The sequence below is a fragment of the Pseudomonas sp. NPDC096950 genome, from assembly GCF_044762525.1.
GTDB lineage: Bacteria > Pseudomonadota > Gammaproteobacteria > Pseudomonadales > Pseudomonadaceae > Aquipseudomonas.
In genome coordinates this window covers 122,396-142,447 of record NZ_JBIWEL010000019.1, presented here as the reverse complement: position 1 = coordinate 142,447, position 20,052 = coordinate 122,396, and the positions used below count along the sequence as shown (strand labels likewise).

Here is a 20,052-nt window from a genome sequence, read left to right as displayed (position 1 = left end):
TGCGCCGTATTGGCCGGTCGGAACATACGCTTATCCTTAAGCAAATAGGAAATAAAGCGCGATATCCAAACCGTCCCTGGTCTGTGCACGCGAAATTGGCGCGCACGTTAACAAGCCAGAAAATGGATAGATGTAGGACGGATCTCCAAGCTCAGTCCGACGTTTCCCATTTCAAAATATTGCGTCAGCTACAACACGAATCAGAAGTCATAGCGCCCTGTCAGGCCCAAGGTCCGAGGCGTGCCGAGCAATCCTTCATACCCACCGTTGCCGCCCGTCCATAGCGTTGTGTAATAGGTCTTGTCGAAGGCGTTTTTCAACCACAGCGACACATCCCATTGACCCTGATTGAAGTCGCCGCGCAGGCCTGTGGATAAGTTGACCACGGCATAACTAGGGATCTGCCCGTAATCGGAATCCTCCACCGTGCCCACGGCTTTGGAACGGAACGCATAACTGGCGGTGACGTACTCTTCGAAGCCGTTGCTCAGGTTCCATTTGTATTCGCCGTTGGCGTTGCCGATCCATTTCGACGCGCCGACCACCTGGTGGCCGCTCAGGTCGCAAGAGGCCGGCGCGCCGGGGCGCAAGCTGACTTCCGGCGGGCACGGGGCATCTTTATAGGAGAGGTAGCTGACGTCGTTGAACGAGCCGTTGAGGTTCAGGGTCAAGCCGCGCAACGGGATGATCGTACTTTCGACTTCCACGCCGCGAGAGCGCACGGAGCCGGCGTTGGTCAGGTATTGCACGCGGTTGACGTCGTCGTAGGCGTTGGTCTGGTAGGCGTTGACCTGGGTCCAGAACACGTTGGCGTTGAGTTGCAGGCGACGGTCCCACAGGGTGCTTTTGAAGCCGAGTTCGGCGTTGTTGGCGCGCTCGGTGCCGATCAGCAGTGAGTCGGCACCAGCGGTGGGCGCGGAGCCTACGACGAGGTTCACGCCGCCGGACTTCTCGCCGTGGGACAGGGTCGCGTAGCCGAGCAAATCGTCGGTGAAGCGGTAGCTGAGGTTCAACAAACCCGAAGGGCTGGAGCTGTACTGATTCAGATCGCCGGAATCGTAGGCGCCGGTGCGACCGCGTCGCGCCGTGGCCGCTGCACCGGTCACTGCCGCACCACCGACCGGAGCATCACGCGTCACCCAGGCGTTTTTCTCTTCATAGGTGCCACGGACCCCGGCGGTGAAGTCCAGGCGCGGGGTGAGGTGCCAAGTGCCTTGGGCGAATAGCGCAAAGCTGTTGGTTTCGATATGGCCGTTGCCGACGCTGTCGACGTTGGCCAGTGCGCCCCGTGGCGTGCCGTTCCAGATGTCCGCTTGCGGGCCGTAATAGGAGAAGGATTTGTTGTCCAGGTCCGAGCCGAAGTAATAGGCGCCGAGCACGTAATCGAAGAACTCGCCCTTGGGCGAGGCCAGGCGGAATTCCTGGGAGTACTGCTTATCCTCGACCGAAACCCCGGCGTTGTAGCTCGCCGGAACGTTCAAACCGTCGTCGTTGCGCGGGGTGAAATTCCACCAGCGATAGGAACTGACCGACGTCAGGGTAAAGTCGTTCGGCAAGGTCCAGTTGGCCTCCAGCGATGTGCCGCCCTGATGCACCGTGACGTGCTGGTCGTTGTCCAGATTGACCTTGCGATGGGAACCGTTGACCAGCGTCGCGCCAGCTGCAGCGGCCCGCGCCGAGTAGAGGTTGACGCCGTTGATGGTCGGCCCGGTGTTGTACAGCACGCGAGTGCCGGCGCTGGAATCCTCTTCGTTGTAATCGCCGATCCAGCGCAGGTTGAACGACTCGTTGGGCTTGTACAGCAATTGCCCACGGAAGCCGTCGCGGGAGCCGCCGTTCAAATCATGGCCGTTGAATTCATTCTTGATGTCGCCGTCGCTGCGGGTGCGATAGGCAGAAAAACGCCCGGCGAGTTCGTCATTCAACGGGCCGGAAATCGTGCCCTTGGTCTGGAAGTAACCGTCCTCGCCAACCGAAGTTTCGATGCTGCGTTCCGGGGTAAACGACGGCGCGCGGGTGCTGATGTTAATCACGCCAGCGGTGGTGTTCTTGCCGAACAGCGTGCCTTGCGGACCGCGCAGGACTTCGAGTTGTTCGATGTCCATCAGGTCGAACACCGCCATGCCCGGCCGCCCGAGATAAACGTTGTCGATGTAGAGCCCGACGCTGCCCTCCAGGCCATCGCTGGCCGGGTTGTTGCCGAGGCCGCGGATTGACACGCTGGACTGGCGCGCATGCATGTAGGCAACGTTGACGCTGGGCACCAGTTGTTGCAGATCCTGAATGCGATAGACCCGTTGGGTTTCCAGGGCCTGGCCGCTGACCACGCTCATTGGCGTCGGCACGTCTTGCGAACTCTCCTCACGACGGCGGGTGGTAACGGTCACGGTTTCGAGTTGCGAACTGTCCGCTGTGGTCTTGCCGGCGGGAGCCGCTTCCGGAGTCACGGTGTCGGCCGCATAAGCCTGGGCGCTTCCCGCCAGCAACAGGGCCAGGGGCAGGCGTTTGAGCCGTCGGGGCGATAAGGGTGACGCAAGGTTCAACGGACTCATGGGGCGGCTCCTGGTCAAAAAACACGCAACGACTTTTCGCACTGCATATTCTTTAAAGTTATTTATTTATGTTTTTACAAAGATTTACTGCATAAGAGATTGCCTTTATAAGGAGTCGACCTAATGCATATCCAATGCATTTGCCCGATATTTTTTATGTGAAAAATGCATATCGATTTGCGCCAGCTCAGACACTTCATCGCCCTCGCCGACCAGCGCAGTTTCGTCGCGGGCGCGCAGGCGGTGAACCTCTCGCAATCCGCCTTCAGCCGCAGCATCCAGGCGCTGGAACACAGCGTCGGTTGCCAGTTGGTGGATCGTGGCCGCAAGGACCTGGCGCCGACCAAACAAGGCCAGGTGTTGCTCGAACATGCTCGGCGACTGGTCAGCGGCGCGCAGCAGATGGCCAACGAGATCAGCCAGTTCAATGGCCTGGAGGCCGGCGAGTTGCGCTTCGGTTGCGGCCCGGCGCCAGCGGCGGGATTGATCCCGCGAGCGATCGGCGCCTTCATCGGGCGCTATCCGAAAGCGCGGGTGCAGTTTCAGGTGGACGATTGGCAGAGCTTGAGCAAGCGTCTGCTGAGTGAGGAGTTTGAATTTTTCGTCGCCGACACCCGCTATTTCGAAGCGGACCCGGACTACCTGACCCAACGCCTGCGCCCGCGCAAATGGCATTTCTGCTGCCGCGCCGGGCATCCACTGGCGGGCCGTGAAAGCGTCAGCGCGGCGGAGTTGATGAGCTATCCGATGGCCGTCAGCATCCGCCCGCCGAACCTGCGCAAAGTCATCGTCGACTTGAGCGGCCGGCCCGATTTCACGCCGAATGTGGAATGCGAAAACAGCTACAGCCTGTTGAGCGTGGTGATGCGTTCGGACGCGATCGGGATTGTCGGCGCTTATTCAGATGCGCTGCATCTCGCCAGGGGTGAGTTGGTGTGTTTGAAGATTGATGGGTTGGCGGATGATCTTGAGGAGTTGTACACGCGGTATGGGATTGTCAGCCGCGCAGGGTATCGGTTGTCGCCGCTGGCCGAGGCGATGATTGCGCAGATCAAGGCGATTGATCAGCAGGATGAGGAGGTGTGTTCGCTGGAGAATCTTGCCGTCTGATCGGCCGCCTTCGCGAGCAAGCCCGCTCCCACATGGGCACACAAATCCCCTGTGTGAGCGGGCTTGCTCGCGAAGAGGCCAGACCAGACACCAATGCACTCCCTGCATACCCATCATTCCCCAAATGCACTTGCCTCACCCCCGCCCCACCAGCGAAAACCCTCGCCTGTCTTCCGATCGGTGAACCCCATGCCCCACACCCAAAAAACCGTGCGCAACGTGCTGTACATCATGTGCGACCAGCTGCGTCGCGATTACCTGTCGTGCTACGGCCACCCGCATCTGCACACGCCAAATATCGATCGCCTGGCCGCTGCCGGTGTGCGTTTCAGCCGCGCCTATACCCAAGGCACGATCTGCGGACCGTCGCGGATGTCGGCCTACACCGGGCGCTATGTCAGCAGCCATCAAGTGGCCTGGAACGCGGTGCCGTTGCCCCTGGAAGAACTGACCATCGGCGACTATCTGCGCCCTCACGGCATCCGCACCGCGCTGGTAGGCAAGACCCACGCCACGCCCAATCTCAATGCCTTGCAACGCCTTGCCATTGCTCCATCCAGCGATCAAGCCGAAGCGCTGAACGAGGTCGGTTTCGAACCCTTTTTCCGCCATGACGGCATCTTCCCCGACGACCCGCTATTCGACGATAAACGCGAATCCGCGCCCTACACCCACTACTTGCGCGACCACGGCTTCGATGGCCGCAACCCGTGGCACGACTGGGCCAACGCGGCCGAAGGCGAACATGGCGAAATCCTTAGCGGCTGGAAAATGCGCAACGCTCATTTGCCGGCGCGCGTCCCCGAACAACATTCTGAAACCGTCTACACCACCGACCGCGCCATCGACTTTATCGACGAGCAAGGCGAGCAGCCGTGGTGCCTGCACCTGTCGTACATCAAGCCGCACTGGCCCTACATCGCCCCGGCGCCGTATCACGCGCTGTATGGCGCCGACCAAGTGATTGAACCGGTGCGCGCAGCACTCGGCGAGGAAAGCGATCACCCGGTGTACCACGCGTTTCGCCAGCATGAAGAAAGCCTGAATTTCTCCCGCGACGAAGTGCGCCTGAACGTGGTGCCGACCTACATGGGCCTGATCAAACAGGTCGATGATCAGCTCGGGCGGTTGTTCGATTTTCTGCAAAGCAATGGGCGCTGGGATGACACGCTGATTGTGTTCACCAGCGATCACGGCGACTTCCTGGGCGACCATTACCTGGGGGAGAAAGAGTTTCTGCTGGAGCCGGCGGTGGGAATTCCGTTGATCGTGCGCGACCCGCGTGTGGCGGCGGATATCACCCGTGGATCGGTGGATGATCGGCTGGTGGAAACCATCGATGCGTTGCCGACCTTTCTTGACGCACTGGGATTGCCGAGCGCTGATCATCGTCTCGAAGGACGCTCACTGATTCCGCTACTGCACGGCGTGGAAACCGATTGGCGCCGCTACGCAATCAGCGAATACGACTACGCCTTCCAGGCCCCGGCGCGGGAGCGCCTGGCGCAGCCGATCGACCGTTGCCGCATGACCATGGTGCGCAGCGTACGCTGGAAATACCTGGCGTATGACGGCTTTCGGCCGCAGCTGTTTGATCTGCTGAATGATCCACAGGAGTTGCAGGATTTGGGCGCGGACCCGGCGTATGCGGCGGTGCGCGAAGAACATGCGGGGTATTTGTTCGAGTGGGTGCGCGGGTTGAAGCGGCGCACGACCATCAGCCATCAGGAGATTGATTTGCGCGGGCAGCGGTTTCGTTATGGCGAGCCCGAAACCGAAAAACTGGTCCAGATCGGGGTGTGGTAACCCAATCAAATGTGGGAGCGGGCTTGCTCGCGAAAGCGGTGTGTCAGTCAACACTTGATCGACTGACACTCCCTCTTCGCGAGCAAGCCCGCTCCCACAGGGTCCGTGTTTCAAGCCCCTTTAATGGTTTGACTCCGCTGCCCCGCCACGCCCACCGGTACTTCACCCTTCAACGTCACCCGGCGAACAATCCGATCCTGCGTCCCGTAGTCATCCACCGCGTAATGCTGAGTCGAACGGTTATCCCAGATCGCCACATCACCGGCCTTCCAGCGCCAGCGCACGGTGTTTTCCAAACGGGTGACATGGCTTTGCAACAAGCCGAACAGGTGCGCCGAATCCGCTTGGGAATAACCCTTGATGCGTTTCACGAAATGCCCCAGCAGCAAGCTCTTCTCACCGCTGATCGGGTGCACGCGCACCACTGGGTGTTCGGTCTCGTAAACGGTGGAAGTGAAGATTTTGCGGTAGCGCTCCAGCTTCTCCGCCGACACGTCGGGCTTGGCGCCGGCGTAGTCGTATTCATTGCTGTGCACCGCCGTAAGTTTGTCCGCGAGTTCGCGCAGTTCCGGCGCCAGTTCGTTGTAGGCCGTGGCGGTGTTAGCCCAGAAGGTGTCGCCGCCGAACGCCGGGGCCACCACCGAGCGCAGGATCGAAGCTTTTGGGTACGCGTCAACGAAGGTCACGTCGGTGTGCCAGGAGTTGGCACGCTGGCCTTCAGCGCCGTCCAGTTCCAGCAGGTAGCGGGTGCCGTCGCGCACTGGCACGGTCGGGTGCGCCACCGGCTCGCCGAGCAAGTGCGCGAAGGCTTCCTGGCTCTGGTCGTCGAGCTGGGTCTGCTCGCGGAAGAACACGACTTTGTACTGGACCAGCGCCTGCTGGATCGCTTCGACGGTGCTCGCATCCAGCTCGCCGGAGAGTTTCACGCCACGGATTTCGGCGCCGATCCGACCGGCCACCGGATGGATTTCAAGCGCGTGAACAGCGGGTTTTACAGCTAAAGCGGCATTGCTCATGGGTAGACCCTCGATCGGACTGCTGACGGTTGAACGCCTGCGAAAACATTGCTCTATCTATATTCAATTTAGGTCTAATAGATATTCACATGCTTCGTTGACGGAATAAGAGCTTGCATTTAAAACCTCAAGCAACCTTCGTCGCAAATGCCTTCGAGCTATTTTTAGGATGCCGCAAAAGCATATGGATCTTCGCCAGTTGCGCTACTTCATCGCCCTCAATGAGCACCGCAGTTTTGTCCGCGCGGCCGACGCCATGGGCATCACTCAACCGGCGTTCAGCCGCAGTATCCAGGGGCTGGAGCAAGAGTTCGGCTGTGTGCTGGTGGACCGTGGCAACAAGGATTTGCGCCCGACACCCGAAGGCCAGGTGGTGCTGCAACACGCCCTGACGTTGGTGCAAGGCGCGGCGTTGCTCAGCGCTGAAGTGACGCAGATGACCAAGCTCGACGCCGGTGAATTGCGCTTCGGTTGCGGCCCGGCGCCGGCGGTGAAACTGGTGCCGGATGCGGTCGCGCAATTCATCAACGCGCACCCGAAAGTACGGACCTGTTTCCAGGTGGATAACTGGGAAAAACTCAGCCGCGCACTAAGCCGTGAAGAGATCGAATTCTTCATCGCCGACATCCGCCATTTCGAGGCCGACCCGAACTTCCAGACCCAGGCCCTGACGCCTAAGCGCGGTGTGTTTTTTTGCCGGCCAGGGCATCCGCTGCTGGTCAAGGACAGCCTGTCTACCAATGACATGTTCGACTATCCGCTGGCCACCACGCTGATCCCGCCGGGCATTCGCAAACTGTTGGCGAACCTCAGTGGGCGGATGGATTTTTCACCGACCATCGAGACCGAGCACTTTCCGGCGCTGGTGAAAGTGGTGCTGCAATCGAATGCAATTGGCATCGGCACGGAAGAGGCGTTTGTCGAGGACATTGCCAAGGGTTCTCTGGTGCTGCTGCACTGGCGCAACTTGCCGCAGAACATTGAAAGCATGAATGCGCGGTGCGGGATTGTCAGTCGCACCGGGTTCCGGCTGTCGCCGGCGGCGCGGGCGATGATTGAGACGTTGGTGGCAGTGGATAAGCAGCAGATCTCTGTCGCGGTTTAGGGCCCCTTCGCGAGCAAGCCCGCTCCCACATTGGATCTCCTGTGAACACATAATTTGTGAACACTAAAGATCAAATGTGGGAGCGGGCTTGCTCGCGAAGGCGCCTGCACTGGCGCTAAAAATTCAGAGCTTGGCAGCAGCCAACTCAGGCACCACCCAATCCCTCACCTTGAACGGCTTACGAATCAGCTTTTGCTGCGAAGCCAAATCCACCGCATCCTGCAGTTTCCCCAGGAACACCGGGTCCAGGGTCGATGGGAAGACTTCGCTCAACTTCTGATCCTTCAAGTCCTGCTGAAGAATCACCGCCGGGTAACTGGCCAGCCCCGACACCAGTTGAATGTACGCATCCTTGTTGCTGTCCTGAGTCAGCCACTCCACCGCTTGCTGCTGGGCCTTCAGCAATTTCGCGACGACATCAGGGTGCTCGTCGACAAACTTGCCGGTGCCGACCAACACCGCCTGCACACTACCCGCGCCCCCCAGATCCTTGGTGTTCAGCGGCAACTCGGCCAGCCCCTTGGCTTGCAACGCCGTCAGCCCGGAGCTGCCCCAGGACGCATCGATCTGCTTGGCCGCCAGGGCCGCGACTGCGCCGTTGAAGTCGAGGTTGATCACCTTCACGTCCTTCTCGCTCAACCCTTGGCTGGCCAGCGCTGCGTCGAAGGACAGCTGCGTGGCGGTGCCACGGAAAATCGCCACGCGTTTGCCTTTTAAGTCTTGTAGCGTCTTGATCCCCGAGCCAGGCACCACGCCCAGATACTGTTTCACGCCCCGTGCGGAGGCGCTGAGCAGCCGCGTATCCAAACCGTTGGACTTACCGATGATTGCCGCGAGATCGCCGAGATAAGCCAGGTCCACCTGACCATTGGCAAATGCTTCGTTGATCACGGGACCGGCGCCCTTGAAGAAGCTCCACTGAATCTTGATGCCCTGATCGGCGAAGGCTTTTTCGTAGATTTGCTGGTCGCGCAAGACATCCGCGATGCCGCCGCCACTGTGTTGGGTACCGGCGCTGAGGTCGGGCACGGCGATGCGGATTTCCTTGAGTTCATCGGCGTGGGCAGTGAGCGCCAACAACCCCGCCAGCGCCGGAATGGCGAACAGACTGATGACACGTTTGAAGGGACGATTCATGGGTGCTGCTCCTGGTGGCGACGGCGTTGAGGAGCAGAACGTAGGCTGAATCGGAGCCAGCGCTTAAATACTATAAATTCACATTTTTATATCTTTTTGATCTATGCCAGTCAGGACGGGGCTCTTGGGCGGGTATGCATAAACAGCATCGAAAATATTCTTCGAATGCATTGGATGCGTGTGGGCTGTAGGCCTTAAATGGCTTGGCTTATCTCTCAATAGTATTGATTTGAATTTTTATAGATCAAATTTGCATACACCTAAAATCCCTGTGGGAGCGGGCTTGCTCGCGAAAGCGGTGCGTCCGTCGCCATTAATATTGGATGTGCTGTGCTTTTGCGAGCAAGCCGGCTCCCACAGGGGCAGGCCAGTTTTGCAACCCGACAACGGAGGTCATCCATGGCCCGTGTTTCCCTTCTCAGCCTGCCGCTGCTCGCGCCGCCGCTCAACGGCCAGCGCCTCTGGCCAAGCCTGAGCCAGCGACTGCTGCCTTGGTTGCTACCCGTCAGCCTGTTCGCCCTCTGGTGGCTGGCCAGCCGCAATCATTGGATGAGCGAGCAAATCCTGCCAGCGCCATCGCTGGTCTGGAGCAGCGCCGTCGAACTGTCCCAGGGCGAGTTGTGGAGTCATCTGTGGATCAGCCTGCAACGCTTGTTCTGGGGTTTGCTGGCCGGGGTTAGCGCGGGTGCCATGTTGGGCGCGACGCTGGGTTTCAGTCGGCGCCTGGAGCGCTTGGTGTTCCCGACCTTCGCCGGGTTGGCGCAAGTCCCGACCCTGGCCTGGATTCCGTTGTTCATGGTGTTTTTCGGCATTGGCGAAGTGTTGAAACTGGTGGTGCTGGTCAAGGCCATTGTGGTGCCAGTCACCTTGCACACCCTGGTCGGCGTGCGCGACGCGCAACCCAAGCTGCGAGAGGCTGCCGCCGTGCTGCGACTGCCCACCCGATTGTTGATCCGTCGTCTGATATTGCCTGCCGCGCTGCCGGCGTTCATGGCCGGTGTACGGCTGGCCCTGGCGGCCGGTTGGACGTCGCTGCTGGCGGTGGAACTGTTGGCTTCCAGCGAAGGCATCGGTTACCTGATGGTCTGGGCGCGACAGTTGTTCATGCTCGACATCGTCTTCGTGGTCATCGTGGTGATTGGTTTTATCGGCGTGGCCATGGATCGCGGCATCGGTCTGCTCGACAAAAAACTGGTGCACTGGCCGCACCCGGCCACCGCCGAGATTCGCCGAGGCCCGCGTTATGAAGGCTGGCAACGCGTGCAACCCTGGCTGCTGCCATTGGCACTGCTGGCGCTGTGGCAAGTGACTTCGGATCAGCAATGGATCGACGCCAATATTCTGGTCAGTCCGCTGACTGTTTTGAAAACCACCTGGCACGGCTTGCTCGATGGCACCTTGATTGGCGGCATGGCCCTGAGCCTGGGCCGCACCCTCGGCGGCCTGTTGCTGGGCGGTGGCCTCGGGTTTGCGTTGGGCTTGCTGCTGGGTTTGTCGCGCACCAGTGAACGGGTACTCGGCCCGACTCTCGCCGCGATCCGCCAGATTGCGATTTTCGCCTGGGTGCCGCTGCTTACCGCGTGGTTCGGCCTCGGGGAATTGGCCAAGTGGGTGTTCGTCGCCCTCGCCGCGTTTTTCCCACTGTTCATCGCCACCCAACGCAGCGTCGCCAACCTCTCACCGCAACTCAACGAAGCCGCGCAAGTGCTGCGCCTGAACCTCGGCCAACGCCTGCGCCGCTTGGTCTTGCCGGGCGCCGCGCCGGGAATTTTCGCCGGCCTGCGCCTGAGCCTGATCTATGCCTGGCTCGGCACCATCGGTGCCGAATATTTCATGCCGTCCAACGGCGGCATCGGCAGCCAGATGATCGGCGCCCAGCAACTGCTGCGCATGGACCTGATCATGGCCGGCATGCTCCTGGTGGGCCTGACCGGCGCCCTGCTCAACCTTATTGGCCACCGCCTGGAAATCCGCGCGACCCGCTGGAGACACGCATGAACGCACCCATTGTCAGCTTCAACCACGTGGGCAAATCCTTCGACGTCGATGGCTTTGAACTGGAGGCGATTCGCGAATTCAATTTGGACATTGCCGAGGGTGAATTCGTCGCCATCGTCGGCTCCAGCGGCTGTGGAAAATCCACCTTGCTGCGGCTGTTGGTGGGGCTCGATACGCAGTTTCGCGGACAGATCACCGTGGACGGCAAAGCGGTCACCGGCATCGGTGGCGAGCGCGGCATTGTGTTTCAGGAACACCGTTTGTTCCCGTGGCTGACGGTGGCCGACAACATCGGCTTGGGCCTGGTCAACGAAGCGCTGAGTGCCGAGCAAAAGCAAAAACATGTGAATGATTTCATCGAACTGGTCGGCCTCAGCGATTTCACCCGCGCCTACCCGCACCAACTCTCCGGCGGCATGGCGCAACGGGTGGCGATCGCTCGCGGCTTGGTCGCCAGCCCACGGATTCTGCTGCTGGACGAACCCTTCGGCGCCCTCGATGCCCTGACCCGCCAGCAGATGCAGGATGAGCTGTTGGCGATTCGCAGTCGGGCCAAGATCACCACAATCCTGGTCACCCACGATGTCGAGGAAGCAATCTTCCTCGCCGACCGCGTGGTGGTGATGGAGCCGCGTCCCGGAAGGATCAAGCAAGTGGTCGACATCGCCCTGCCCCATCCGCGCCAGCGCAGCAGTTTCGACTTCCACCAATTGCGCGAAGAACTGCTCCACGAACTGACCAGCGACGACCATTACCAACCCGCCGTGCCGGTGCAGATCCGCGACCTGCCGCTGTCCTTCATTGCCTGCTGAACAGGAGACTTTTGATGCCGCAACGTCCCAACTTTCTGGTGATCCTGGCCGATGACCTGGGCTTTTCCGATATCGGCGCGTTCGGCGGCGAAATCGCCACGCCGAACCTCGATGCCTTGGCCAACAACGGCCTGCGTCTGACCGATTTCCACACCGCACCGACCTGCTCGCCGACCCGTTCGATGTTGCTCACCGGCACCGACCACCACATCGCCGGCATCGGCACCATGGCCGAAGCGCTGACCCCGGAGCTGATCGGCAAACCGGGTTACGAGGGACATCTCAACGACCGCGTGGTGGCGCTGCCGGAACTGCTGCGCGAGGCCGGTTACCAGACGTTGATGAGCGGTAAATGGCACTTGGGCCTGACCGCCGAACTGGCGCCGCACGCACGGGGTTTCGAGCGTTCGTTTTCGCTGCTGCCGGGGGCGGCTAACCACTATGGTTTTGAGCCGACTTACGACGAACAGACGCCGGGGCTGCTGAAGTCCACCCCGGCGTTGTACATCGAAGACGACACCTTCATCGATGAACTGCCGAAGGATTTCTATTCCTCCGATGCCTTTGGCGACAAGCTGCTGCAGTACCTCAAGGAGCGCGATCAGACGCGGCCGTTCTTTGCCTATCTGCCGTTTTCCGCGCCGCACTGGCCGTTGCAGGCGCCGGCCGATGTGGTCGAAAGATATCGCGGGCGCTATGACGCCGGTCCCGAAGTGCTGCGCCTTGAACGCCTGGAAAAACTCAAATCCCTTGGCTTGATCGATGCGGATGTCGAACCTCATCCGCTGATTCAACTCAACGCGCAATGGGACGCCTTGAGCGACGAACAACGGCAGGTGTCCGCGCGGGCCATGGAGGTTTACGCGGCGATGGTCGAGCGCATGGACTGGAACATCGGTCGTGTCGTCGACTACCTGCGCAAGCAGGGGCAATTGGACAATACGTTCATTCTGTTCATGTCCGATAACGGCGCCGAAGGCGCGCTGTTGGAAGCCTTTCCGAAATTCGGTCCGGAGCTGCTGACTTATCTGAACCAGCATTACGACAACAGCCTGGACAACATCGGCCGCGCCAACTCCTACGTCTGGTACGGACCGAGCTGGGCTCAGGTCGCGACCGCGCCGTCACGGCTGTTCAAGGCCTTCACCACCGAAGGCGGGATTCGTGTGCCAGCGCTGGTGCATTACCCACAGTTGTCGCTCAAGGGCCAGATCAGCCATGGATTTGGCACGGTGATGGACATAACGCCGACGATTCTCGACCTGGCCGGCGTGCGGCATCCGGGCAAGCGTTGGCGGGGCAAGGACGTCGCGGAACTGCGCGGCAAATCGTGGCTGGGGTTTCTGTCTGGTGAAACAGCGCAGGTGCATGACGAACACACGGTGACCGGGTGGGAGCTGTTTGGACGGCGGGCAATTCGGCAGGGGCAGTGGAAAGCGGTTTACATCCCTGGGCCGGTGGGGCCGGCGACCTGGCAGTTGTATGACCTGGGGAGTGATCCGGGGGAGATTCATGATTTGGCGCTTTTGCAGCCAGACAAACTTACGGCGCTGATCGAGCATTGGCAGAAGTATGTGGATGAGACCGGGGTGATATTGAGTGAGTCGCCGTTTCAGCCGGATTGAGGGTGACTGAACGACCGTTTTCGCGAGCAAGCCCGCGAAGAGGCCATCAGACCCGCACACCCTCTACCGGTTGGCCCTGAACTTCTTCCTTGCGCACAAACCGATTCGCCCGCCCAAACGTCCCGAAATCATTGAACCGAACCCCCATCTCGCGCATGACCTTATGCGCCACCGGCACGGTCATCTGGCGGATGTAAAACGGTTCTTTCACCACAAAATGATGAATCCCGTGGCTGCTGCCGAAGTTAAAGCAGAACGCCTGCATCGGCCACATCCACCATGGGTTCAGCACCTGGGTTTGCTGGATCACGTTGCCCAGTTCGACGTCACCGTAGTAGTGCATGTTCGAGCTGACAAAGTGCAGGCAAAACGTGCGCAATACGTTCGGCCCGATGATCACCACTGCCGCGATATCGATCACTTGCATCACCGACAAGGTGGTCGCTGACCATTCGATCGGCGCGCCCAGCAAAGCCGCGATGCCATTGGCCGCGTGGAAGCCGAGAAACACATACCACGCCCCCCAATGCACCAACGCCAGCGGTGCATACACCTTCAGCGTGCGCTTGATGATGCTGAATTTATGCGCCCAGGTTTTCGCCCGGAGCATGCGGATAAACGCTGACATCACGTTATCGCCGACCATCAGCAACCGCGCGATGCCCCAGGGTTCGCCGTTGGTGATAGCCCGTTCTTCCATGTCGGTTTCAGTGCCGGACACCTTGTGATGATTGAGGTGCAGATGCCGACGAATCCACGGATTGATGGTGCTCGGCCGTGCCAGCCACACCAGGCCCATCATCAGGTTGTGCGGCAGCCGCTGTTTGCGGAAATACATGCTGTGGATCAGGTCGTGTTCCAGTTCGTGGGTCAACGAAGCGAAAAACGCGTTGAGCAACAGGCACACCCACCAGGCCATGTGCCCGGTGATGTAGAGCGCCGCCGAACCGATCATTCCGGCCAGCGCAAAGGCCAGAATGCCCGCGCCCAAGGCGTCCTGATGGTTGAGAATCGGGTAGTTTTTTCGCAGTTCAACGCCTCTGGCCAGCACCACTTCGCGAATATGGGCTGATCGTTGAGCTGCATTCAGTCGCTGGGGACTTGCAGAAGTACCGTCCATGCTTCCATCCTCTGGTTATTGATGGTCACATCCTGCCTTGTGATGCATTCCAGGGTAGTAGCCGTGAACGCCAACCTGTTGACCGGAAGCGCCAATCAGCATGACTGAACCGACCTCCCTCGCCAGCTGGACCCGCGCCCTGCGCAAGCAACTCGATGCGTTGGGCCTCGACAGCACCGCCCTGTGCCAACAGGCGGGGCTTGACCCGCAGTTGATGGACGACCCTAACGCCCGTTATCCGTTGTCCAGTACCACGCGCCTGTGGGAAATCGCCGTGCAGGTCAGCGGCGACCCGGCGATCGGCTTGCGGGTGTCGCGTTTTGTCAGCCCGACCACGTTTCACGCGCTCGGTTATGCCCTGGTGGCCAGCGGCAGTCTGCGGGAAGTGTTCGAACGGATCGTGCGCTATCACCAGGTGGTCAGCGATGCCCTGGAACTGGAATTGACCCGCACCGAGGATCGCTACCGTTTTCGCCTGAAAGTCCCGCCCGGCAGCCCGGCCCCGGCCTTCGAAGCCATCGATGCCTTTGCCGCGATCTACGTGCGCACTTGCCGCAATCGCCTGGGTCGCGACTACGCCCCACTGGCGGTGTACTTGCGCCGGCCGGAACCGGCGGACCCGCACCAGTGGCACAAAGTCTTCCGCTCACCGGTGTATTTCGCTGCCGACGAAGATCGATTGGAGTTCGCCCTGGTGGATTTCGACAGCCACCTCGACGACGCCAACCCGGAACTGGCCGAACACAACGAAACGGTGCTCAAGCGCACCCTGGCCCAGCTCAAACCGCTGACCTGGGAACGCAAGGTCCGTGACGCGATTGAAGAACAACTGCCCGAAGGCGAACCCAGCGCCGAACGCATCGCCCAGGCCCTGCACCTGAGCCTGCGCAGCCTGCAACGGCACCTGGCGGACGAGGGCTGTCGCTTCGATACGCTGCTCAACGAAAGCCGCGAAAACCTGGCGCTGCTGCACCTGCGCGATCCGCTGTGCTCGTTGAGTGAGATCAGCTATTTGCTGGGGTTTGCGGACACGAGCAGCTTCAGCCGCGCGTTCAAACGCTGGACCGGGATGACGCCGGGGCAGTTTCGGGATGGGTTGCGTTGACGAACCTGGAAATGTATTGCCTGGGCTGACCCCTTCGCGAGCTTGCTCGCGAAGGCGTCCGTCAACCCAACACAAAACCATCAACCTTTAATCAGGCTGCGGGCTACACCTGATTTCCACTGATCCATCATCGCTCCGCCAACCTCGGCGAAACCGCTATTGGCCTTGATGTAATCAGCCATCTCGCCCATCGCCATGTCTATCCCATGGACGACTTGTTGCAGCAGTTCATTGCAGCGGCCTTCCGTCAGGTTGCAGGCCGAACGACCAAAGCGCATCAGCATTTTGTATTTTGGCCAAGCCTTCGAACCGCCCAACAGCAATGCCATGCTATCTGTCTTGATGTAGACCGACGTCGTGACGATGTCATAGGCCGGGGCAAGGCTGATCTGTGCATCGTCGCCACAGTGTTCATACAACACACCGAAGTTTTTCAGGTGCGCGTCACCGTTTTTCAGACCGGATGACAACGCAACGATTTTGAAAAATGACTCCAGTGCCTGGTTGAGCAGCAATGGAGAAACGAATCCCTTTATTTGCTTCGCGGCGCCTTCGTATGAACCGTCGTATTTGGCCTTGGAAGGCCAGGCATTGAGCACACAGAAATCCTCAAAGCCCAGATAGCCTTTGTCATTCAGATCGAAGCGTTTAACCACCAAAAATTTACCGTGCTCGCTCAGTTCGAATTCCGGTACCTCCAGCCCGGAATGCAACGCGGCCCGCATACAGAAGTATTCGTTGGCCGCAAGCTCGGGATATTCCTCCGGGCGAAATGCCTTAACCAGGTGCGTCGCTCCGCGATGGGTAAGCCGGTCAGCAGTGGTTGCACTGTCACGCACAAGCACCTTTGGCTGGACGCCGGAGACACCCGAGTACTGACCGTAGGTGTGCAACAAGTCCTCGAACAAACCTTGCGCACCGTCATGCACAAGAAGGTCTGCGAGGCTGGTTTCAGGCTGTCGGTTGTTTGCTTCTTGCGAGCTTGCAATCCCCACTCGCCCGAGCTGATGCGGGCCGACGATTGGCAGCATCGAGAAGTCGTCAAACCCGCGAACCGCTTTGCTGAAGCGACGAATCAGCTCTTCGCGCAGGGCACCTTCCGGCAAGTTCATTTCAAAAATCGGCGGGACACCTCGTTCCCATTGATAGCTTTCGAGGCGAGCCGGCATCGTCAGCGATACGGCGTTTTTTTCAAGCACGTCGTCGGCGTAGGTGAAAACTGAATCACCGCGAGAATAACTGCGGCCCAAGGTCCCTACGCTGGTGTCGGCAACGCTGATGTGGAGCCTGTCGTTATCCCGCGAATCAACCATGGAAGTTCACCTTTTTCAGGGTGTCCAGAGTCGGACGCGAGGATTGTCTAGGCACGGCTGTGAGTTCGTACCCGAAGCCATTGAGAATGGCCTCAACCTTGCGAATACCAATTTCAGAGAGGGTGTTGTTTTCGATACCCGAGATCGTCGCACGGCTCATTCCGTATTGTTGCGCCAGCGCCTGCTGAGAGAGTTTTCTCTCTTTGCGCAATGTTCGAATCAGTTCACCAAGGTTTTCCATTCATAAAACCTGCATCGTATACAGTGCAAAATTGCATAAACTGCAAATATGCATTGTATTTAGTGCAGTTCTATCACGAAGTCCAGCTCGTTTTTTGATCAGTCTCTAGAAATCACCGCCCCCGATCCCGCCGCAACAACTTGCGCACCCGCGCCACCAGCTCACTCACGGCAAACGGTTTGAGCAGGTAGTCGTCCTCATGCAGCTCCAATCCACGCAGGCGATCTTCGATGCCGTCCTTGGTGGTGAGGAACAGCACCGGGGTTTCGCCGAGCTTGCGGATTTGTTGCTGCAGCTGCCAGCCGTTGAGGCCCGGGAGCATGACGTCGAGGATGATCAGGTCGTATTCGCCGGACTCGATGAAGCGGCGGCCGTCCATGCCGTTGAGCGCCACATCCACCGAATAGCTCGCTTCGCTCAGGCCGTTGGCCAGACGTTTGGCGATTTCGGGTTCGTCTTCCACTAACAGGACACGCATGGCACACCTCGATTATTCAGGAATACAGGCTAGGCGCGTTTGGGCGGGTTGCCCATCACAAACTTCAACATATTCCCCCTGTGGGAGCAGGCTTGCTCGCGAAGGCGCAGTGTCAGTCAGCATTTAGGGTGGCTGATACGACGCCTTCGCGAGCAAGCCCGCTCCCACAGGGTTCGGTGGTTGCGGTTAGATTGTGGCGAGCGCTCGTAACCGCTCGGCATCCAGAATTTCGATTTCGCCGTAGCCCAATCCGATGATCCCTTGCCCCTGCAACTCCTTGAGCATTTGGTTGGTGGTCTGGCGCGACAGGGACAGCATCGACGCCAATTGCTCCTGGGGCAGTTGCAGCACTCGGCGTGGCGGGTCGATTTCGCCGTAGCCTTCGGCAATCATCAGCAGGCGATGGGCCAGGCGGGCCGGGGCCGGCATCAGGCTGAGCTGTTCGAGGTTGATGAAGGTCAGGCGCAGTTTGTGGCTCATCAGCAGCGCCAGTTGCCGCCAGTACACCGGCTGTTCATCGAGCAGTTTCAGCAGCGCCGACTGCGGAATATGCAACAGGGTGCACAGGCCGGCGCCAAACGCATCGTGGGTTCGCGGCTGACCGTCGAACAGGCAGATTTCGCCGAACCAGTGCGGTGGCTCCACCAGGCTCAGCAACGCCTCCTTGCCCTGCTCGCTCACCGCACCGATGCGCACAGTGCCTTCCAGCACCGCGTACAACCCGCACGGCGGATCGCCGCGTTTGAACAGGCGTTGACCCGCCGTCAAACGTCGCACCCGGGCCAGCGCCAGCAGACTATCCTGTAGGGAAACGGGTAAATGACTGAACCACTGCCCACTCATCAGGCGTGGACGCCAGACCTGCATATCCATTAACTCTCCTAGAGATTGTCGCCTGGCTGACAGAGCGAACACTGTACCCGGGGCATGATCAGTCACCCTACAGGAGGAACAACAATGAAAAGCCTCGTTGACCATCTCAGTCAATACGCCGCCTACCACCGTGACCCGCGCAATATCGTCAGCCACTTTATCGGCATTCCGCTGATTGTGGTGGCGGTGGCGGTTTTGCTGTCGCGGCCGCAATGGGCCGGCGGCTGGGTTTCGCCAGCGGTGTTGGTGGCGTTGGCGTCGGCGTGGTTTTACCTGCGCCTGGAACTGCGCCTCGGGGTGCTGATGACGGTGTTGCTGGGTCTTTGCATTTGGGCGGGTCAACTGCTCGCGCAGCAAAGCACGATGGTCTGGCTGAGCAGCGGCGTGGGGATGTTCGTGATTGGCTGGGCGATTCAGTTTGTCGGCCATCACTACGAAGGGCGCAAACCGGCGTTTGTCGATGATGTGACGGGGTTGATTGTCGGGCCGTTGTTTGTGGTGGCGGAGTTGGCGTTTTTGCTGGGGTTGCGGCGGGACCTCAAGGAGCAGATTGAGGCGCGGGTTGGCGGGGTGAGAATTAATCCGAATCGCGCCGCGGCGTAGGACGCCTTCGCGGGCAAGCCCGCTCTCACAGGGGAGTTGTGTACGACACAGATCCAATGTGGGAGCGGGCTTGCTCGCGAAGCTTTTGCTTTAGATGTTGGCGACTTTCTGCCAAACCTTGGGCTTGAAGAACAATGTCTCGCCCTTGGCCAAACCAACCAGGCTGTCGTGATCCTTCACCACTTCGGCTTCGATCAATTCGCTCTGCCCTTCCACCTTCAACGTCACCCGTGTGGTGGCGCCCAGCGGCCGGATATCCCGCACTTCAGCCGCGTGGTGATCCTCCAGCTCATGCCGCGACAGCGACACTTCGTGCGGGCGGAACAGCACGTGATTGTCGTCGCCCAAGTGCAGACGGTTCGAATCGCCGAGGAAGTGATAAACGAAATCGCTGGCCGGGTTTTCGTAGACGTCGCCCGGTGAACCGATCTGCTCGATCACACCTTTGTTCATCACCACGATGCGGTCCGCGACTTCCATCGCTTCTTCCTGGTCGTGGGTCACGAACACGGAAGTCAGGTTGATGTCTTCGTGCAACCGCGCCAACCAGCGACGCAGTTCCTTGCGGACCTTGGCGTCGAGAGCACCGAAGGGTTCATCCAGCAGCAACACTTTCGGCTCCACCGCCAATGCGCGGGCCAAGGCAATCCGCTGACGCTGGCCGCCGGACAGTTGCTCCGGGTAGCGATCCGACAGCCAATCCAGTTGCACCATGTTCAGCAGTTCGTGGACTTTTACCGCGATCTGGCTTTCGCTCGGGCGCTGGTTTTTCGGCTTCATCCGCAGGCCGAACGCGACGTTGTCGAACACCGTCATGTGGCGGAACAAGGCGTAGTGCTGGAACACGAAGCCGACGTTGCGATCACGCACGTCGTGGCCGGAAACGTCTTCACCGTGGAACACGATGTTGCCCTGGTCCGGGGTTTCCAGGCCGGCGATGATCCGCAGCAGCGTGGTCTTGCCGCAGCCGGACGGGCCGAGCAGCGCCACAAGTTCGCCGCTGTGGATATCCAGGCTGATGTCGTTCAGGGCCTTGAACGCGTTGAAATTCTTGCTGACGTTACGCACTTCGATCGACATGAATTATTCCTCCGCGGCGCTGGCGCGCAGGCGGTTAATACGGTTTTCGCTCCACTGCTTCAGCAGCAGGATGAAGAG

At 59.8% G+C, this 20,052-nt stretch carries 18 protein-coding genes; 8 read left to right on the top strand and 10 right to left on the bottom strand.

What is annotated here, in order from left to right:
• Positions 1 to 200: 200 nt before the first annotated feature.
• The gene (locus ACIQY3_RS25000; RefSeq protein ID WP_403024992.1) at positions 201 to 2,552 is read right to left on the bottom strand and encodes a TonB-dependent receptor; all 2,352 of its coding nucleotides are present in this window, start codon (positions 2,550 to 2,552) and stop codon (positions 201 to 203) included.
• A 165-nt stretch (positions 2,553 to 2,717) separates the two neighbouring features.
• Between ACIQY3_RS25000 and ACIQY3_RS24995 the strand changes: the two genes are divergently transcribed.
• Both ACIQY3_RS24995 and ACIQY3_RS24990 read left to right on the top strand, forming a co-directional pair.
• Positions 2,718 to 3,662, top strand: a complete 945-nt coding sequence (locus tag ACIQY3_RS24995; RefSeq protein ID WP_403024989.1) for a LysR family transcriptional regulator — start codon at positions 2,718 to 2,720, stop codon at positions 3,660 to 3,662.
• Between the two features lie 189 nt (positions 3,663 to 3,851).
• Positions 3,852 to 5,468 (top strand): alkaline phosphatase family protein, encoded by a 1,617-nt coding sequence (locus tag ACIQY3_RS24990; RefSeq protein WP_403024986.1) that lies wholly within the window; start codon positions 3,852 to 3,854, stop codon positions 5,466 to 5,468.
• A 110-nt stretch (positions 5,469 to 5,578) separates the two neighbouring features.
• On the opposite strand, the gene ACIQY3_RS24985 is transcribed toward ACIQY3_RS24990, so the two are convergent.
• A complete protein-coding gene (locus tag ACIQY3_RS24985; protein WP_403024983.1) occupies positions 5,579 to 6,484 on the bottom strand; it encodes a TauD/TfdA dioxygenase family protein in 906 nt (301 codons plus the stop codon).
• 184 nt (positions 6,485 to 6,668) lie between these two features.
• On the opposite strand from ACIQY3_RS24985, the gene ACIQY3_RS24980 reads away from it, so the two are divergent.
• Entirely contained in the window at positions 6,669 to 7,589 is a 921-nt protein-coding gene (locus ACIQY3_RS24980; protein WP_054047883.1) for a LysR family transcriptional regulator, read from the top strand.
• Positions 7,590 to 7,712: 123 nt separating this feature from the next.
• On the opposite strand, the gene ACIQY3_RS24975 is transcribed toward ACIQY3_RS24980, so the two are convergent.
• Positions 7,713 to 8,726 (bottom strand): ABC transporter substrate-binding protein, encoded by a 1,014-nt coding sequence (locus tag ACIQY3_RS24975; protein WP_403024980.1) that lies wholly within the window; start codon positions 8,724 to 8,726, stop codon positions 7,713 to 7,715.
• Positions 8,727 to 9,125: 399 nt separating this feature from the next.
• On the opposite strand from ACIQY3_RS24975, the gene ACIQY3_RS24970 reads away from it, so the two are divergent.
• The 3 genes from ACIQY3_RS24970 to ACIQY3_RS24960 are packed head-to-tail and all read left to right on the top strand — an operon-like array spanning position 9,126 to position 13,161.
• Positions 9,126 to 10,724, top strand: a complete 1,599-nt coding sequence (locus tag ACIQY3_RS24970; RefSeq protein WP_403024977.1) for an ABC transporter permease — start codon at positions 9,126 to 9,128, stop codon at positions 10,722 to 10,724.
• Complete coding sequence (locus ACIQY3_RS24965; protein ID WP_403024974.1) at positions 10,721 to 11,536, top strand: ABC transporter ATP-binding protein; 816 nt, start codon at positions 10,721 to 10,723, stop codon at positions 11,534 to 11,536. Before ACIQY3_RS24970 ends, ACIQY3_RS24965 begins: the two co-directional genes overlap by 4 nt.
• 14 nt (positions 11,537 to 11,550) lie before the next feature.
• Positions 11,551 to 13,161: an arylsulfatase gene (locus tag ACIQY3_RS24960; protein WP_403024971.1), complete on the top strand. Its 1,611-nt coding sequence runs from the start codon at positions 11,551 to 11,553 to the stop codon at positions 13,159 to 13,161.
• A gap of 46 nt (positions 13,162 to 13,207) precedes the next feature.
• Here ACIQY3_RS24960 and ACIQY3_RS24955 read toward each other — a convergent pair whose 3' ends face one another.
• Complete coding sequence (locus tag ACIQY3_RS24955; protein ID WP_403024968.1) at positions 13,208 to 14,281, bottom strand: fatty acid desaturase; 1,074 nt, start codon at positions 14,279 to 14,281, stop codon at positions 13,208 to 13,210.
• A 100-nt stretch (positions 14,282 to 14,381) separates the two neighbouring features.
• Between ACIQY3_RS24955 and ACIQY3_RS24950 the strand changes: the two genes are divergently transcribed.
• A complete protein-coding gene (locus tag ACIQY3_RS24950) occupies positions 14,382 to 15,386 on the top strand; it encodes an AraC family transcriptional regulator (protein ID WP_403024945.1) in 1,005 nt (334 codons plus the stop codon).
• An 80-nt stretch (positions 15,387 to 15,466) separates the two neighbouring features.
• On the opposite strand, the gene ACIQY3_RS24945 is transcribed toward ACIQY3_RS24950, so the two are convergent.
• The 4 genes from ACIQY3_RS24945 to ACIQY3_RS24930 all read right to left on the bottom strand — a co-directional run bounded on the left by ACIQY3_RS24945 (position 15,467) and on the right by ACIQY3_RS24930 (position 18,291).
• Positions 15,467 to 16,699, bottom strand: coding sequence for a type II toxin-antitoxin system HipA family toxin (locus tag ACIQY3_RS24945; RefSeq protein WP_403024942.1), 1,233 nt, complete (start codon positions 16,697 to 16,699; stop codon positions 15,467 to 15,469).
• A complete protein-coding gene (locus ACIQY3_RS24940; protein ID WP_403024940.1) occupies positions 16,692 to 16,940 on the bottom strand; it encodes a helix-turn-helix domain-containing protein in 249 nt (82 codons plus the stop codon). The genes ACIQY3_RS24945 and ACIQY3_RS24940 overlap by 8 nt, the downstream gene beginning before the upstream one ends.
• A gap of 112 nt (positions 16,941 to 17,052) precedes the next feature.
• Positions 17,053 to 17,418 carry a response regulator gene (locus ACIQY3_RS24935; protein WP_054616574.1) on the bottom strand — a complete coding sequence of 122 codons (366 nt, stop codon included), beginning with the start codon at positions 17,416 to 17,418 and terminating at the stop codon, positions 17,053 to 17,055.
• 186 nt (positions 17,419 to 17,604) lie between these two features.
• The gene (locus ACIQY3_RS24930; protein WP_403024936.1) at positions 17,605 to 18,291 is read right to left on the bottom strand and encodes a Crp/Fnr family transcriptional regulator; all 687 of its coding nucleotides are present in this window, start codon (positions 18,289 to 18,291) and stop codon (positions 17,605 to 17,607) included.
• An 84-nt stretch (positions 18,292 to 18,375) separates the two neighbouring features.
• Between ACIQY3_RS24930 and ACIQY3_RS24925 the strand changes: the two genes are divergently transcribed.
• Positions 18,376 to 18,894, top strand: a complete 519-nt coding sequence (locus ACIQY3_RS24925) for a DUF962 domain-containing protein (protein ID WP_403024933.1) — start codon at positions 18,376 to 18,378, stop codon at positions 18,892 to 18,894.
• 90 nt (positions 18,895 to 18,984) lie between these two features.
• Here the strand turns inward: ACIQY3_RS24925 and ACIQY3_RS24920 are convergent, their stop codons facing one another.
• Together ACIQY3_RS24920 and ACIQY3_RS24915 are read right to left on the bottom strand one after the other, a co-directional pair.
• Positions 18,985 to 19,974, bottom strand: a complete 990-nt coding sequence (locus ACIQY3_RS24920) for a sulfate/molybdate ABC transporter ATP-binding protein (RefSeq protein ID WP_054050209.1) — start codon at positions 19,972 to 19,974, stop codon at positions 18,985 to 18,987.
• 3 nt (positions 19,975 to 19,977) lie between these two features.
• Positions 19,978 to 20,052 (bottom strand): hypothetical protein (locus ACIQY3_RS24915; protein WP_403024994.1); only part of this gene is annotated, 75 nt, incomplete at its 5' end.